Raw genomic sequence first — 14,317 nt, forward strand, 5'->3', positions numbered from 1 at the left:
GCTAACCCCCCGGAGCCTGTGCCACGGTCACCGCCGCCGGCCGGAGCTGCCGCTCCCCGGAGCCGTAACCCGGCCGAACGACCTCTGCGACCGAACCCGGCTTCGTCTTGTCACCGTCCGCCTCGATCACGCCGACCACCTCGTGGCGGGCCGGGTCGAAGGGCACACCGGTCTCGTCCTCCCGGCTGTAACCGAGGCCGGCCAGCACGGCGAGGGCCTGCTCGCGCACTGCGCGGACCCCCTCGATGATCGACCGTGGGTCCGACCCGGCGTGCGCGAGGGCGCGGTCCATGCTGTCGAGCACCGGCAGGAACGCCGCCGCCACCAGCTCCCGCTCGGCCATCCGCTCCCGCCGGATCTCGCGGGCGCACCGCTTGCGCAGGTTGTCCAGGTCCGCCGCGGTGCGCCGCCAGCGGTCCTCCAGCTCGGCCGCAGTCGGCTCAGCGGGCTCGGGCTCGGGCGCGGCATCGGCACCGTCGGGTTCCGGCGGTGACATCCCGCCCGCCGGGGCGGTGGCCCGCTCGTCGCCCATCGCCGCCCCGGGGGGTGGATCCCCCTCCTCCGCGCCGGTGCGCTCCGGCATCTGCCGGTGTCGCTCCGGTTCGGCGGCCCCCGACCGGCCGGAGGACTCGTCTGCCGTGGGCTCGCTCATCGGCGACCTCAGCTCCGGTCGAACTCGGCGTCGATGACGTCGTCGGCGCCGCCACGATCGCCGTCCTGTGCCGACCCGCCCGCGGCGTCGTCGGTGCCGCCGGTGCTGCCGCCGGCGACCAGTCCGGCAAGGACCTGCTGCAGCTCGCCGGTCAGCTCGCGCACCCGGTCGAGAGGGGCCTGGTCGGCGACCGCCTGCCGGGCGTCGGCCACGAGCATCTCGGCACGCGCGCGCTGGTGCTCCGGGGCGGCGTCGCCGATCTCGTCCAGGCGCCGCTGTACCTGGTGGGCGATCGTGTCGAGGTCGTTGCGTGCGTCGACCTCCTGGCGCAACCGCTGATCTGCCTCGCGGTTCCGCTCGGCCTCCTGCACCATCCGCTCGACCTCGGACTGGTCGAGGTTGGTGCTGTCCGAGATGGTGATGCCCTGCTCGGCCCCCGTGTCCTTGTCCTTCGCGGTGACGTGGAGGATGCCGTTCGCGTCGATGTCGAAGGTGACATCGATCTGCGGTTCACCCCGCCGGGCAGGCCTGATGTCGGTGAGCTGGAACCGGCCGAGCACTCGGTTGTCGGCGGCGAGCTCACGCTCGCCCTGCAGCACCACGACGTCCACGGCCGGCTGGTTGTCGGTCGCGGTGGTGAACGTCTCGCTGCGCCGGACGGGGATCGTCGTGTTGCGCTCGATGACCTTGGTCATCACCCCGCCCTGCGTCTCCACACCCAGCGACAGCGGGGTGACGTCGAGCAGCAGCACATCGGACACGTCGCCCTTGAGCACCCCGGCCTGGATCCCCGCACCGATGGCGACGACCTCGTCCGGGTTCACGGTCATGTTCGGGTCCTTGCCACCGGTGAGCCGGCGCACCAGGTTCTGCACGGCCGGGACCCGGGTGGAACCACCGACGAGGATGACCTCGTCGATGTCATCGGCGCCGACCTTCGCATCGGACATCGCGCGCTGGACGGGCTCCATCGTGCGCTCGATGAGATCCGCCGTGAGCTGCTCGAACGTCGAGCGCATCAGCGTGGTCGTCAGGTGTTTGGGCCCGCTCGCGTCCGCCGTGATGAACGGCAGGCTGACCTGTGTCTGCGTGACCGAGCTCAGCTCGATCTTCGCCTTCTCGGCGGCCTCGTAGAGACGCTGCAACGCCTGCGGGTCCTTCCGCAGGTCGATGCCGTTGTCCTTCTGGAAGGCCTCGGCGAGGTGGTCGACGATCCGCCGGTCGAAGTCGTCACCGCCGAGGTGGGTGTCTCCTGCGGTGGCGCGCACCTCCACCACGCCGTCGCCCACGTCGAGAACGCTGACGTCGAAGGTGCCGCCGCCGAAGTCGTAGACCAGCACCGTCTCGTGCCCGCGTTTGTCCAGCCCGTACGCCAGTGCGGCCGCGGTCGGCTCGTTGATGATCCGCAGCACCTCGAGGCCGGCGATCTTTCCCGCGTCCCGGGTGGCGGTGCGCTGCGCGTCGTTGAAATAGGCCGGCACGGTGATCACAGCCTCTGTGACCCGCTCCCCGAGGTGGCGACCCGCGTCGTCGGCCAGTTTGCGCAGGATCAGCGCCGAGATCTCCTCCGGGGCGTACAGCTTGTCCCGGACCTTGACCCGCGCCAGTCCGTTCGCGTCGGGCACGACGTCGTAGGTGACCTGGTTCGCTTCCTCCTCGACCTCCTCGAAGCGACGCCCGATGAATCGCTTGACCGAGTAGACCGTGCCCCCGGGGTTCAGGATCGCCTGCCGGCGGGCCAGCTGCCCCACGAGCCGTTCACCGTTCTCGGTGAAGGCCACCACGGAGGGCGTCGTCCGGGCGCCTTCGGCGTTCGGGACGACCGCGGCCTCGCCTCCCTCCCAGGCCGCGATGACGGAGTTGGTCGTGCCCAGGTCGATTCCAACGGCTCGCGCCATGTCAGGCCCCCGCCTCGTTCAGAAGTCGCGCTGCCTCGTCGGCGACCTCGTCGTCGACGACCACCTCGTAGCGTTTCGGGCTCATGATCGTCACCGATGCGAAGTCGCGACGTCCCCGCTGCATCGCGTAGATGATCAGGTCGATGATCGCCCCGATCACGGCGCCGATCACGAGGCCGTAGAGGGCGAGCAGCAGACCGGTGATCAGCGGATTGACCCAATCGAAGATCCCGAAGATCCACCCGATCAACGCACCGGGTACGGCACCGCTGAGTGCTCCACGCCAGGCCGCAAGGGGGTAGGTCATCCGGCCCGTGACCTGCTCGACGGTCTGCATGTCCTGACCGATGATCGCCACGCGCTCGACCGGGAAGTCCAGGTCGGCAAGCCGATCGACGGCCCGTTCGGCCTGCTCGTAGTCGTTGTAGGCAGCGACGGTCCGCCGCGCCCACTGACTCGCGCTTTCCGGGCTTCCGGGCGACCACGGCCGCCCGGAAATGCGCCCACGCGTGCCGGCGGCAGCGCTCGCGACCTGTCGCGGCTGTTCGGCGGTCATGATCGGCTCCGGGTCACTCGGCGGACGCCCGGCTGCTCGCCGATGCGCGCGCGGTTGTGGAACCGGTCCCGCTCCCGGTCGTGTTGCCGGAGCCGAGCGCGACCCGGCGTGGCTTGCTCGCCTCGCTGACGGGGATCGTCAGCTCCAGAACGCCGTCGCGGGTGTCGGCGGACAGGCGGTCCGGGTCGAGGTTGTCCCCGAGGAACAGCTGGCGGCTGAACTCGCCGTAGGCCCGCTCGTCGATGAGCACCTCGTCGCCTTCCTGGTGCGCGGGCGCGCGACGCGCGCGCACGCTCACGACATTGCGCTCGACGGTCAGGTCGATGTCGTTGGGGTCGACGCCGGGCAGGTCGATGAAGACCTTGAACTCGTCACCCCGCCGCAGCGCCTCCATCGGCATGGTGCGGATGGCACGGGTCCCGGCCGAGAGAGTCTGTTCGGCAAGCCGGTCGAGTTCGCGGAAGGGGTCGAATCGCATGAGGGTCACGAGTGCCTCCAACTGGCTCGGGTCAGTGAGCTCCGCCCACGGTTGCCGCATGCGCACGCCGCCGCGTCGGTCCGCGGGATGCAACCGCGCCGGTGGGCTTCACCACGCCAGGCCGGTCTACGCTCCGTGACCTGCGACGACTCGCCGTGCGGAAGCGGGCCATGCGTTGCCGACTGTCTCCAGCTGAGCGCTCAAGCAACGCCTCGGGAGGCGTCGGCGAAGCCGCGTCCGCAGGGCCTCCTGGGCCGTTCCACGTGGTGCCGATCAAGGTATCGCTTGCGTAGCGTCGTCGTCCGCCAGCGGCTGCCACGAGCCCTCGCGCCAAGTACCCTCGAGTTGGGAGATGCAGAGATGGATGATGCTCAACGGGTCGGTGCGGTTCGTGGGCAGCTTTCGCGCCTGTGCAACCTGATCTCGCTGTCGATGGTGATGTCCGACGGACACGACGAGCGGCAGATCGTCTCGCTCGCCGTGTCCTCGATCAGCTCGCTGACATCCTGCCGCCCCGTCGCCAGCCTCCTGATCAGCACAGGGAGCGTTCTTTGCGCCCCGGATGGCAGTGCGCTCGACTGGCCGGAGCTCAGTACCCGCCTCAAGGAGTTGGACGGCGCCGACGGCTCGGTCACCGGGACCCGGTCGCCGTGGGCCCGGGCCTACGCCCTGCGCGCCGTCGGCGGTCATGCGGGTTATCTCGTCGTCGGCGCCGATACCGCCCCGTCGGAGGACGAGCTCTTCCTGCTGCAGGTGCTCGCGCAGCAGACGGGACGGGCCCTCACGACAGCTGCTCTGCACCAGCGAGACGGGGAGACCGCCCGGGAGCTGCGCACCCTGAACGTCAAGCTCGCGGAGGCCAACGAGCGACTCGCCGCGAGCGTCAACGATCTGGAACGCCGCAGGGAGATCCACGAGAAGCTGACCGCCGTCGCCGCATCGGGGGCCGGCGAGGCGGGAATCAGCGAGATCCTGCATCAGCTCACCGGATTGCCGGTCGCGGTGGAAGACCGGTTCGGCAACCTGCTTGCCTGGGCGGGCCCGAATCGCCCGGACCCGTACCCGCGACCGTCGGCCCGGCGGCGTGCCGAGGTCCTCGCCGACGCCCGCCGCAGCCCGCGGCCGATCCGCGACCGCGACCGGGTGATCGCGGTGGCCCAGCCGCACAACGAAGTGCTCGGCGTGCTCGCACTCGTCGATCCGAGGCGACGAGCAGCTGAGCACGACATGTTCGCGCTCGAGCAGGGCGCCGTGGTGCTGACGATGGAGCTGGCACACCAGCGCAGCCTGGCCGAGACCGAGTTGAGGCTGCGCCGGGATCTGGTGGACGACCTCCTCACCGGCACTGACGACCGGAGCGCGGTGGCCAGGTCCCAGGCCCTTGGCCACGACCTGCAGGCACCGCACCAGGTCGTGGTCGTGCGCTGGCCCGGCGTGAAGAGTGACGATGTGCTGGTCCGTGCGATCGGGAACGCTGTGAACCGCGTCCGCACGTTCCGCGCTCTGCTCACGAGACGGCCTGACGGGGTCGTGCTCGTCGCTACGCGAGAGGGTCAGGACGACCGGCGACGGTGGGACGAGCTGCACCGCGCTCTGACGACGAGCCTGCGATCGGGATCTGGTGCGATCGGCGTGGGTGGGGTGTGCGACACCGTCTCCGAATTCCCGCGGTCCTACGCCGAGGCGATGCGAGCGGTGCGCGTCCGGCTGGGATCGTCGTCCCCGTCCGGGGTCACGGCGTACGAGGATCTCGGCATCTACCGGTTGCTCTCGGGGGGGCAAGACGACCACGATGTGAAGGAGTTCGTCCGGGAATGGCTCGGGTCGCTGATCGACTACGACGGGACGAGCCGGTCTGACCTGGTCAGAACGCTGTGGCAGTACTTCGAGTGCGGTGGGAACTACGACTCCACCGCCCGCGCGCTGCACATCCACCGCAGCACCCTCCGCTACCGGCTGCGGCGCATCCGCGAACTCAGCGGCCACGACCTGGGCTCGGTGGACAGCAGGCTGAACCTGCACATCGCCACCCGGGCCTGGCAGATCCTGCACGGCGCGCTGTGACGGCGGGGGGTTGCCCCCCGCAGGGCAGAAGTTGCGGCGCCATATTGCCTGGCCCGCCCGCCGTGCGTTCACTGGCCCACCCCACACCGCGGCACACCCGAACCGCTGAGGAAAAATCATGCTTCAAGAACTCGACTCCGCTGTCGTGGCCCGTCGGCCGGGCGAGCACGTCTGCGTGCTCTACCGCAGCGATGACGAGCGCGACCGGCTGATGGCGGCCTACCTGCGCGACGGCCTGCAGATCGGGCACACCTGCCTGTGCGTCGCCGGCGCACCCGAGAGCGCGGCGGTCCTGTCCGCTCTCCGGGGCTCCGATGTGAGCAGGCTGGACGTCAACCGCCGGCCGCACAGGTTTCGGAGCGAAGCCCCCACGCCGCCGACGACGAGACTCATCGCGGACTGGTCCCGCGCCACGTTCGAGCGGGAGGACGCCACGTCCGCCCGCGTGGTCGCCGACGTGAGCTGGGTGTTGCCGGACCAGGGCGATGACATCACCCGGTACGAGGCGAATGCGACGACCTTGGCGACATCCTATGCGCAGAGCTGCGTCTGCTTGTACGACCTGAACCGGGTCGACTACGTCATCTACGAATTGATCAGCATGCATGCGAAGGTGCGGGTCGGCGGCGTGATGTTGGAGAACCCGTACACCTCGGAAGCGGACAGCTCGATGGATCCCGGGTCATGGCTGTGAAGCACCGGCAGAACCGGTGACCAACAACCGCTCCAGCCCAGTGATCTTCAGCTGCCGCACGAGATCCATGCGGCTGCTTCCGGCGAGCGCCAGCTCGACGCCCCGTTCACGACACACGTTCTTCGCCCGGGTGAGGAGCGCAAGCCCCGTCGATCCCAGGACAGCGACCCGGGACAGGTCCACGATCAGCCGAATCGGGCGGTGCGCCAGCTGCTCGTGGATCACCGCCTCGAGGTCCCCTCCGGTGAAGCTGTCGATCTCGCCGGCCACGTGGACCGTCGTCACCGCATCCCTCCGCCGGACGGCCACAGCGAATGCGTACTCGTCTTCCGGCAACCAGGTGCGGCTCGTCTTGTTCACCATTCGTCCTCGACTCGGTCCATCGGTTCGGATCTGGTCACGGCAGCACGGCCACGATGTCGTCGGGCAAGCTCGCGCGGACGTCGTCCCACTCACCGTCTGAGATGTGGCGGCGCAGCGCCTCGAGGGTCGTGCCGACGAGGCGTTCGGGTCCACCGGGGATCTCGAAGGGGAACTCGTCGCGGATCCGCCGCAGGAACTCGTCCCGGTGCATTTTGATCGGGACCTTCGACGGATCCCACCCCTCGAAGTAGATGCCTCGGACCAGCAGCGGGAGCTGCGCGGACAGCTGAGCCGCTTCCTCGACCGCCAGCCGGTCGCGAAGGGCGTGCAGGACGACGCGCAGCGCGGCGTAGGACTGGTTGCGGCGCTCCTTCGGCCACCCGTAGGACCGCTCGATCTGCTTGAGGATCCCGTTGGTCTTCTCCAGTGTCGAGTCGAACGCCGGGTATCCGGTGAGGCTCATGTCGGTGCACCTACTCCCCCTGCTGTGGACGGCATCCGACGACCACGGTGACGGGTCCGCCGTCCGCGGGCCTGCGCCTACCAGGTGATGGTTCGCGGCGGCGTTCGCCCCGTCGGGGCATCAGCCGGACTGCGCCAGGGGGCTGAACGGCACGTCGCCGGCCTGCATCGCCGGGTCGGTGCTCGTGCGCGACGTCGGCTCGCAGAATCCGCGTTGTCCCATTGCCCGAGTTGGAGGTGGCACGTGGCGGACGTGGCTCGCTCCCTTCGGACCGACATCCCGGCCCGGCTCGACCGGCTGCCGTGGTCGCGATTCCACTGGCGGATCGTGATCGGCCTGGGGACCGTGTGGATCCTCGACGGCCTCGAGGTCACGATCGTCGGCGCAATTGCGTCGCGCATGATCGAGCCGGGCAGCGGCATCACGCTGACCGCCGCCGACATCGGAACGGGGGCGGCGCTCTACGTCGCAGGGGCGTGTACCGGAGCGCTGTTCTTCGGACAGCTCACCGATCGGTGGGGGCGCAAGAAGCTCTTCATGATCACCCTTGCCGTCTACCTGGTGGCGACCGTCGCGACGGCCTTCGCCTTCGCGCCCTGGTACTTCTTCCTGTTCCGGTTCTTCACCGGGTTCGGCATCGGCGGGGAGTACTCGGCGATCAACTCAGCGATCGACGAGCTGATCCCGGCCCGGAACCGCGGGCAGGTGGACCTCGCCATCAACGGAAGCTACTGGGTCGGGTCCGGACTCGGTTCCCTCGTCGCGCTGCTGTTGCTCGACGAGACGTTGTTCGCACCGAGCCTCGGCTGGCGGATCGCCTTCGGCCTCGGCTTCATCATCGGCCTGGGCATCCTGATCGTGCGCAGGCACGTCCCGGAGAGCCCTCGATGGTTGTTGATTCACGGGCGGGGGCGCGAAGCCGAGCGCATGGTCGAGGGGATCGAGCAGGAGGTACGAGCGGAAGCGGGCACCGAACTGCCGCCGCCCTCCTACGAGATCGCCGTCCGAGTGCGGCAGAACATCCGCTACCGGGACCTCGTTCGCGTCGCCTTCCGCCGCTACCCCAACCGAGCGATCCTGGGTCTGGCGCTGTTCATCGGGCAGGCTTTCCTCTACAACGCGGTCGTGTTCGACCTGGGGACGCTGCTGAGCGGGGTCTTCGGGGTCAGCTCGTCGGCGGTGCCCACGTACATGGTCCTCTTCGCCGCGAGCAACTTCCTCGGTCCGCTGCTGCTGGGCCGCCTCTTCGACACGGTCGGCCGGATTCCGATGATCGCGGGGACCTACCTGGGTTCGGCCGTGCTGGTCGCCGTGCTCGGGGTCTTGCTGGGCGACGGGGCCCTCACGACGACGTCGTTCATGGTGCTGCTTCTCGCATCGTTCTTCCTCGCATCGGCCGGCGCCAGCTCCGCCTACCTCACCGTCAGCGAGGTGTTCCCGCTGGAGATCCGCGGACTCGCGATCGCGCTGTTCTACGCGACCGGCACGGCAGCGGGTGGTATCGCGGGACCGCTGCTGTTCGGCAACTTCATCCACAGCGGCGACCTGCGACTCATCGCACTGGGATTCTTCATCGGCGCCGGCGCCATGGCCATCGGCGGGCTGGCAGAGCTGGTGCTCGGGGTGCGCGCCGAGGGCAAGTCGCTGGAGAACATCGCCACCCCGCTCACAGCCGAGGAGGCCGACGCCGAGCCGCCGGAGCAGACCTCCGTGCGGGCGGCCCGGGAACCGGTTCACACCACCGAGGAGGAACGGCGGGCGGCCCGCGAGGGCAACGTCCGGGTCGCGCGGCGCTCAGGCGAACGGGCCGCGCGCGAACGGCGCGGTCTGCGGGCGCTCCGCCCTGGCCCGGGGTCGGCGTTCTACTCGCCGGGTCAGATCGGCACCGCGGGCACGACGAGCCGCTGGGCCGCCGCGTCGGACGAAGCCATGGATCGGGAGATCGCCGAGATCGAGCGGGCGGTCGAGGACGACGGCCCCACCGGACGGCGAGCGCTCGCGAGGTCCACAGGCAGCCGTCGCTGGGGTCCTGGCCGCTTCCGTCGCGCACTGCGGCAGGCCCTGAACGAGGGGCGCATCCTGCGGTTGTCCCGCGACAGCTACGGCGCAGGGCGAGGACGAGGTCGCGACGATGCCCGGCCGTCCGGCTCCGCACGCTGATCCTGCAGCCTCATCCGCCCCGCTCAGCGGGCCTGATGACGAAGGCACCGGCTCGCTCGTTGTCGGCGGCACCGGCACGAGCGGACCACGGACGGGCGGCCGGTGCTCCGGGGAAGGCATCGGGGTGCTCCTCCCGCAGGAAGGTGATCAGCCGCTCCCGGATCTCGCAACGGAGGTCCCACGAGCTGGGCGCGTCGGCGGCCGACGCGAGCGTCCGCACCACCATCGACCACGGCGTCGAATCGATGACCTGCAGCACCCAATCGCGCCCGTCCCACAGCGGCGACTGCTCGATGATGCGCCGTGCCTCGGCGCGCAGCTCCGGCACCGGAGCGCGAGGGTCGAGGTGCAGGACAACAGATCCGAGGATCCGGGACTCGGTGCGCGTCCAGTTCTGGAACGGCGTCGTGATGAAGTACGTGGTCGGGAGCATCAACCTGCGCTCGTCCCACAGCCGGATGACGACATGGGTCAGGGTGAGCTCCTCCACCCATCCCCACTCGCCCTCGACGACCACGGCGTCGTCGACCCGGAGTCGGTTGGACATGGCCAATTCGATCCCCGCCGCGACATTGCGCAAAGTCGTCTGGGAGGCGAGCCCCGCGATCGCGCCGGCCACACCGGCGGAGGCGAGCACCGAGGTACCGAGCGCCCGCAGCGACGGAACCGTCATCAGCGCAGTTCCCATCGCCAGTATGGTCACGGTGACCGCCGTCAGACGGCGGAGCATATCGATCTGCGTCCGGGCCCGGCGCCGCCGTGGGCCGGCGGCCACGTGGCCCCCCAGCCATTGGAACGCGACGTCCTCGAGGACGTAGACGAGTCGCACGACCAGCCAGGCGGCAGCAGCGATGAGGGCGAGAAGCACCGCATGCCGGAGGGCCGCGGAGACGGGCCCGGTGTCCGGTATCGCCGTGTGCACTGCCGACACGAGCAGTACCAGGACCAGCGGGCGATGGCAGCGGCGGTGCAGCAGACCGAGCAGTCGGTTGTTCGTGCGCCTCGCGATCCGGCCGATCACGAGCCCGGTGAGCCATCCGACGAGAAGCGCTCCAGCCGACCACGCGACGACGCCGAGGAGCAGGCGCAGTGTCGGATCTTCCAGCATCACCGCGCCTTCCCGTAGGCCCTCGAACTCACGGTGACGCTCCCAGTCGCCGGCCGGACGTCGCATGCCTCCGTGGGTTCAATGTCCTCGAACGGCGCTCGCCCTCCGAGGCCCATGCGCCTGGCGCGCCAGGAGCCGCACGATCCCTTCGAGTGACGCCAGGTGTCTGCCACCACCCCGCCGGCTCGAGAGGTGTCTCGATGGACATGAAGCGATCGTTCCTGGACGACCCGGCGACGGACCCGTTGGTCCTGGGAACCCGGGCGGTCCGCACGATGCTCGTCCTGCGAGCCGTACTGGCGGTTGCGTTCGGGCTCGTCGCGTTGTTCTTGCCCGATCTGACGCTCCTGGCGCTGGCCATCGCCTTCGGCGTGTACGCGATCATCGACGGCGTGGCGACGGTGATCGACGCGTTCCGCCGCCGGCGGCGGACCCGCTGGTGGCTGGGTCTGCTCGGCGGACTCGCCGGCGTCGCGGCGGGGGTCATCGCACTGATCTGGCCGGGGATCACCGCGGTCGCCCTCGCCATCGTCGTCGGGATCTGGGCGGTGGTGACAGGGCTGGCTGAACTCGCCACAGCGTTTCGGCTGCGACGTGCCCGTGGCCGGATCTGGCTGCTCGCGCTGGCCGGTGCTCTGTCGGTGGCCGCCGGAGCCGTCATCCTGGTCTGGCCGGAAGCGGGCGCGATCGGGCTGGCGGTGCTGATCGGGGTGTTCGCGCTGGTCTACGGTGCGACGCTCGGGGCTCTCGCCGTCACGCTGCGGCCGTTGACGCGATGACCGGTCATCCGGTGCGCTGAAGGGCTTCCAGCATGCCGTGCAGGTGGGCGACCGCCAGTTCGATGTCGTAGTACCGCCGCTGCCCGGCGCGGGACTCCGCGGCGAGCAGCCCACACCGGTGCAGCACCTCGAAGTCCCCGTACGGGAATTTGTAGCGGCTCTTCTTGTCCTCGCCCTGTTCCTCGTCGATCCCGAGGTGCCATCGGGCGTACTCGGCGATCCCGTGTCGTTCGATGAACTCGTTCTCGCGCCGCGTGGAGGGCTGATGCTCACTCCACGCGTCACGATCGTCGATCACGTATCTCCCCGCCACGATCAGACCCCGTGCGTGATCGTGAGCCCTCTGGTTCAGTACGACCGCCATCGGTTCAGGTCGCCCAGGGATCGACGGTGATCTGGTTGTCGACGTCGACCACTCCGGGCGCGGACCAGGCGACGCGTTCCGCCTCGTCCTTCTCCGCCCAGCTGCGCACCGTTCCCCGCAGGATCGCCTTGTCTCCCCGGACCTCCACGCTGATCCGCTCGGCGTCCGTCTCGGCGTTCCGGACCAGGGCGTCCTGGATCTGCTTGCTCAGTCGCTCGGGCGAGGGACTCACGGGAGGCCGGACGCGAATGGTGTTGATGACGCCGCGAACGCCGGACAATCGACGCACGGCCCGCTCGGCGGCGCGCCGCTGGTATTCCCACGACACCTCGCCACGCAGCGTGACGTACCCGCGGGAGACGCTGACCTCGATGCGTTCCGCGGGGACCATCGCCTGCCAGGCCAGAGCACGGCTCGCCTCCGCCGCGATGTCGGCATCGGTCCGCTCCGCGGAGCTGGGCAGGCGGACCTCGATGTCGTTCGCGACCGCCTTCACGCCGCGCACCCGGTGCGCGGCGCGCTCCGCCGCCGTCTTCTTCGCGTACGACTCCACCCAGCCCGTCAGAGTGACGACACCGTCCTTCACGACGACGCCGACCTCGTTCGGACGGACCTTCGCATCCCAATCCAGCTCGGCGAGCACTTCCCGCTGAATCTGCTCGTCCTGGGAGGTCATCGTGCTGGTCATGAATGCTCCTTCCACTGCGTCGTGGTGCTTCACGCTGCCGAACGCGCGGCATCGGCACCTCCCCCCCGCAGAGCCGGGTTGGCGGCGCGGAGTTGGCCCTCCGGGCCGAACCTCGTCCCCCACGGCGAGGGCTACGAGTCCGGCAACCGCCACCCGCGCTCGCCCGGGAGCTGCAGGGCTTCCCTCGGCCCCCACGACCCCCGCGGGTAGTGCTGCAGTGGTGGCGGTTCGTCCAGCAGCGGATCGAACAGCTGCCACAGGAGCTCCACCTGCTCGGTGCTGATGAACAACGTCGGATCGCCACGCATCACGTCGAGGAGCAGGCGTTCGTAGGCCTCGAGCGGCTCCGCCTCCGGGAACGCCTCGAGGAGGGCGAGCCGCATCCGGCCGCGCCCGAGCTCGAACGTCGGGCCGGGTACCTTGGCACGGACGTCGGCGAAGATCTTCGGGTCGTCGGTGAGCTCGAGCACCAGTTCGTTGCAGGTGTCGTCGACGTCGCCCGGGAAGACCTTGAGCGGAGGCTCCCGGAAGCCGATCGTGATCGTACGGCGCGCCGCGGCGAGGGCCTTGCCCGTCCGCAGGTAGAAGGGCACGCCGATCCAGCACCAGTCGTCGACGTAGACCTCCATCGCCACGAACGTCTCCACACCGGAGGACTCGTCGACGCCGGCTTCCTCGCGGTATCCCTCGTACTGACCGAAGACGACCCGCTTCGGATCCGGTGGGCGGAGCGCACGGAAGATCTTGACCATCTCGTGCCGCAGTGACCAGGCATCGAGCCGCGACGGCGGCGCCAGCGCCACGAAGCCGAGCAGCTGGAAGAGGTGCGTCGAGATCATGTCCCGGAACGTCCCGGTCGACTCCATGAAATCGGCCCGGCCCTGGATGTCGATCTCCTCCGGAACATCGATCTGCACGTAGCAGATGTGCTGCTGGTTCCACACCGGCTGGAACAGCCCGTTGGCGAACCGCAACGCCAGGATGTTCTGCACGGCCTCCTTGCCGAGGAAATGGTCGATCCGGTAGATCCGCTCCTCGTCGAAGAACTCCCGGAGCGTCGCGTTGAGCCGGCGCGCGGACTCCAGGTCCGTGCCGAATGGCTTCTCGAGGACGATTTTCGCCGAGTCGGTGATGTCGAACTTGCCGAGCATTCGAACGACGGACTCGGTCGCCGACGGGGGTATCGCCAGATAGTAGACGCAGTGGACGTCGCCACCCAGCTCCTTTGTAGCATCCGATATGGCACTTTCCAGATCTGCGCCATCGTCGTCGGACGTCGGCACGAAGCTGATCCTCTCCGCGAACCGGCGCCACCCGGCTTCATCGATCGCACCGCGGTAGACCTCCACGGCCGAATGGACCATCGTCAGGAAAACGTCCCGGTTCTCCGGCGCGGCGCGGGCGGAACAGACCAGGTGGAACTTCTCGGGCAGCAGGTCGAGCAGCCACAGGCGAAACAACGCGGGGAACAGCTTGCGCCGAGCCAGGTCGCCGGTCGCACCCAGCACGACGAGAACATGCGGCGCCGGCAGACCTTCCTGGCCCGGACCGGTGGACACGTGGATCTCCTCCTCGGAACGGCAGGACATCGGAACGGCAGGACACCGCGGATCGGCGGGCCAACCATCGGCGGCCGCTGCACGGCGCTTCTTCAGCCCGCGCGGTCGAACCAGGCAGTGGTGTCTCGGCCCGGCAGTGCCATCCGGCAGCACCAGCGGCCGGCGTCGTTTCGCGCCGCGGAGGAGGGGTTTCCGGGTATCACGACGCGCCGCGGAGAGGGAGGCCCCATGCGACCGCAGGACATGCAGACTTTCGAGGAGGCCCGGAGCCTGGCCTACGGCCTGCTCGGCGATCTGCGGGACCTTCTGGGCGCCGGCTTCGTGCCGGGAACGGTTCCCACCGGCTTGGCCGCCGCGGCGCTCGCCGAGGCGCTGCGACACATCGACGCCGCCGAGGACGCGTTGGACCGTGCCGGGCTCGGCTGAACGGGCATGGCTGTCCCGCCGGGTCAACGTCGAAAGGCCATCCTGATGCCGCCGGCACCGTGCGG

The 14,317-nt window shown here is 69.5% G+C and carries 14 protein-coding genes; 4 read left to right on the top strand and 10 right to left on the bottom strand.

Features of this window, described 5'->3' with window-relative positions:
* Position 1: 1 nt before the first annotated feature.
* Genes ACFPL3_RS37325 through ACFPL3_RS37340 form a run of 4 tightly spaced genes read right to left on the bottom strand, consistent with a single transcriptional unit; the run spans position 2 to position 3,677 of the window.
* Entirely contained in the window at positions 2 to 652 is a 651-nt protein-coding gene (locus tag ACFPL3_RS37325; protein ID WP_343938927.1) for a nucleotide exchange factor GrpE, read from the bottom strand.
* A gap of 8 nt (positions 653 to 660) precedes the next feature.
* Positions 661 to 2,550: a molecular chaperone DnaK gene (gene dnaK, locus ACFPL3_RS37330; protein WP_343938929.1), complete on the bottom strand. Its 1,890-nt coding sequence runs from the start codon at positions 2,548 to 2,550 to the stop codon at positions 661 to 663.
* 1 nt (position 2,551) lies between these two features.
* Positions 2,552 to 3,106, bottom strand: a complete 555-nt coding sequence (locus ACFPL3_RS37335; protein WP_343938931.1) for a general stress protein — start codon at positions 3,104 to 3,106, stop codon at positions 2,552 to 2,554.
* A gap of 13 nt (positions 3,107 to 3,119) precedes the next feature.
* Complete coding sequence (locus tag ACFPL3_RS37340) at positions 3,120 to 3,677, bottom strand: Hsp20/alpha crystallin family protein (protein ID WP_379590554.1); 558 nt, start codon at positions 3,675 to 3,677, stop codon at positions 3,120 to 3,122.
* A 192-nt stretch (positions 3,678 to 3,869) separates the two neighbouring features.
* Here ACFPL3_RS37340 and ACFPL3_RS37345 point away from each other — a divergent pair, with 192 nt between their 5' ends.
* Entirely contained in the window at positions 3,870 to 5,648 is a 1,779-nt protein-coding gene (locus tag ACFPL3_RS37345; protein ID WP_343938933.1) for a PucR family transcriptional regulator, read from the top strand.
* 118 nt (positions 5,649 to 5,766) lie between these two features.
* Complete coding sequence (locus ACFPL3_RS37350) at positions 5,767 to 6,342, top strand: MEDS domain-containing protein (protein ID WP_343938935.1); 576 nt, start codon at positions 5,767 to 5,769, stop codon at positions 6,340 to 6,342.
* Here the strand turns inward: ACFPL3_RS37350 and ACFPL3_RS37355 are convergent.
* Entirely contained in the window at positions 6,331 to 6,705 is a 375-nt protein-coding gene (locus ACFPL3_RS37355) for an STAS domain-containing protein (protein ID WP_343938937.1), read from the bottom strand. The genes ACFPL3_RS37350 and ACFPL3_RS37355 overlap by 12 nt on opposite strands.
* 34 nt (positions 6,706 to 6,739) lie before the next feature.
* Positions 6,740 to 7,168 carry a DUF2267 domain-containing protein gene (locus ACFPL3_RS37360; protein ID WP_343938938.1) on the bottom strand — a complete coding sequence of 143 codons (429 nt, stop codon included), beginning with the start codon at positions 7,166 to 7,168 and terminating at the stop codon, positions 6,740 to 6,742.
* A 252-nt stretch (positions 7,169 to 7,420) separates the two neighbouring features.
* Here ACFPL3_RS37360 and ACFPL3_RS37365 point away from each other — a divergent pair, with 252 nt between their 5' ends.
* Positions 7,421 to 9,328, top strand: a complete 1,908-nt coding sequence (locus ACFPL3_RS37365) for an MFS transporter (RefSeq protein ID WP_343938940.1) — start codon at positions 7,421 to 7,423, stop codon at positions 9,326 to 9,328.
* A 10-nt stretch (positions 9,329 to 9,338) separates the two neighbouring features.
* Here ACFPL3_RS37365 and ACFPL3_RS37370 read toward each other — a convergent pair whose 3' ends face one another.
* Entirely contained in the window at positions 9,339 to 10,502 is a 1,164-nt protein-coding gene (locus ACFPL3_RS37370; RefSeq protein ID WP_379590558.1) for a mechanosensitive ion channel family protein, read from the bottom strand.
* Between the two features lie 134 nt (positions 10,503 to 10,636).
* On the opposite strand from ACFPL3_RS37370, the gene ACFPL3_RS37375 reads away from it, so the two are divergent.
* Positions 10,637 to 11,215: an HdeD family acid-resistance protein gene (locus tag ACFPL3_RS37375; RefSeq protein ID WP_343938944.1), complete on the top strand. Its 579-nt coding sequence runs from the start codon at positions 10,637 to 10,639 to the stop codon at positions 11,213 to 11,215.
* Positions 11,216 to 11,219: 4 nt separating this feature from the next.
* Here the strand turns inward: ACFPL3_RS37375 and ACFPL3_RS37380 are convergent, their stop codons facing one another.
* The 3 genes from ACFPL3_RS37380 to zwf all read right to left on the bottom strand — a co-directional run bounded on the left by ACFPL3_RS37380 (position 11,220) and on the right by zwf (position 14,279).
* Positions 11,220 to 11,579 carry a hypothetical protein gene (locus ACFPL3_RS37380; protein WP_343938946.1) on the bottom strand — a complete coding sequence of 120 codons (360 nt, stop codon included), beginning with the start codon at positions 11,577 to 11,579 and terminating at the stop codon, positions 11,220 to 11,222.
* A gap of 4 nt (positions 11,580 to 11,583) precedes the next feature.
* Positions 11,584 to 12,267, bottom strand: coding sequence for a BON domain-containing protein (locus tag ACFPL3_RS37385; protein ID WP_343938949.1), 684 nt, complete (start codon positions 12,265 to 12,267; stop codon positions 11,584 to 11,586).
* A gap of 131 nt (positions 12,268 to 12,398) precedes the next feature.
* Positions 12,399 to 14,279 (bottom strand): glucose-6-phosphate dehydrogenase, encoded by a 1,881-nt coding sequence (gene zwf / locus ACFPL3_RS37390; protein ID WP_343938951.1) that lies wholly within the window; start codon positions 14,277 to 14,279, stop codon positions 12,399 to 12,401.
* Between the last annotated feature and the right edge of the window lie 38 nt (positions 14,280 to 14,317).

Source organism: Pseudonocardia zijingensis (assembly GCF_042657305.1).
Lineage (GTDB): Bacteria > Actinomycetota > Actinomycetes > Mycobacteriales > Pseudonocardiaceae > Pseudonocardia > Pseudonocardia zijingensis.

Coding starts and splice junctions, on each gene's coding strand:
- ACFPL3_RS37325 (WP_343938927.1), bottom strand. CDS start 652: ATGAGCGAGCCCACGGCAGACGAGTCCTCCGGCCGGTCGGGGGCCGCC.
- dnaK (WP_343938929.1), bottom strand. CDS start 2,550: ATGGCGCGAGCCGTTGGAATCGACCTGGGCACGACCAACTCCGTCATC.
- ACFPL3_RS37335 (WP_343938931.1), bottom strand. CDS start 3,106: ATGACCGCCGAACAGCCGCGACAGGTCGCGAGCGCTGCCGCCGGCACG.
- ACFPL3_RS37350 (WP_343938935.1), top strand. CDS start 5,767: ATGCTTCAAGAACTCGACTCCGCTGTCGTGGCCCGTCGGCCGGGCGAG.
- ACFPL3_RS37355 (WP_343938937.1), bottom strand. CDS start 6,705: ATGGTGAACAAGACGAGCCGCACCTGGTTGCCGGAAGACGAGTACGCA.
- ACFPL3_RS37360 (WP_343938938.1), bottom strand. CDS start 7,168: ATGAGCCTCACCGGATACCCGGCGTTCGACTCGACACTGGAGAAGACC.
- ACFPL3_RS37370 (WP_379590558.1), bottom strand. CDS start 10,502: ATGCGACGTCCGGCCGGCGACTGGGAGCGTCACCGTGAGTTCGAGGGC.
- ACFPL3_RS37375 (WP_343938944.1), top strand. CDS start 10,637: ATGGACATGAAGCGATCGTTCCTGGACGACCCGGCGACGGACCCGTTG.
- ACFPL3_RS37380 (WP_343938946.1), bottom strand. CDS start 11,579: ATGGCGGTCGTACTGAACCAGAGGGCTCACGATCACGCACGGGGTCTG.
- ACFPL3_RS37385 (WP_343938949.1), bottom strand. CDS start 12,267: ATGACCAGCACGATGACCTCCCAGGACGAGCAGATTCAGCGGGAAGTG.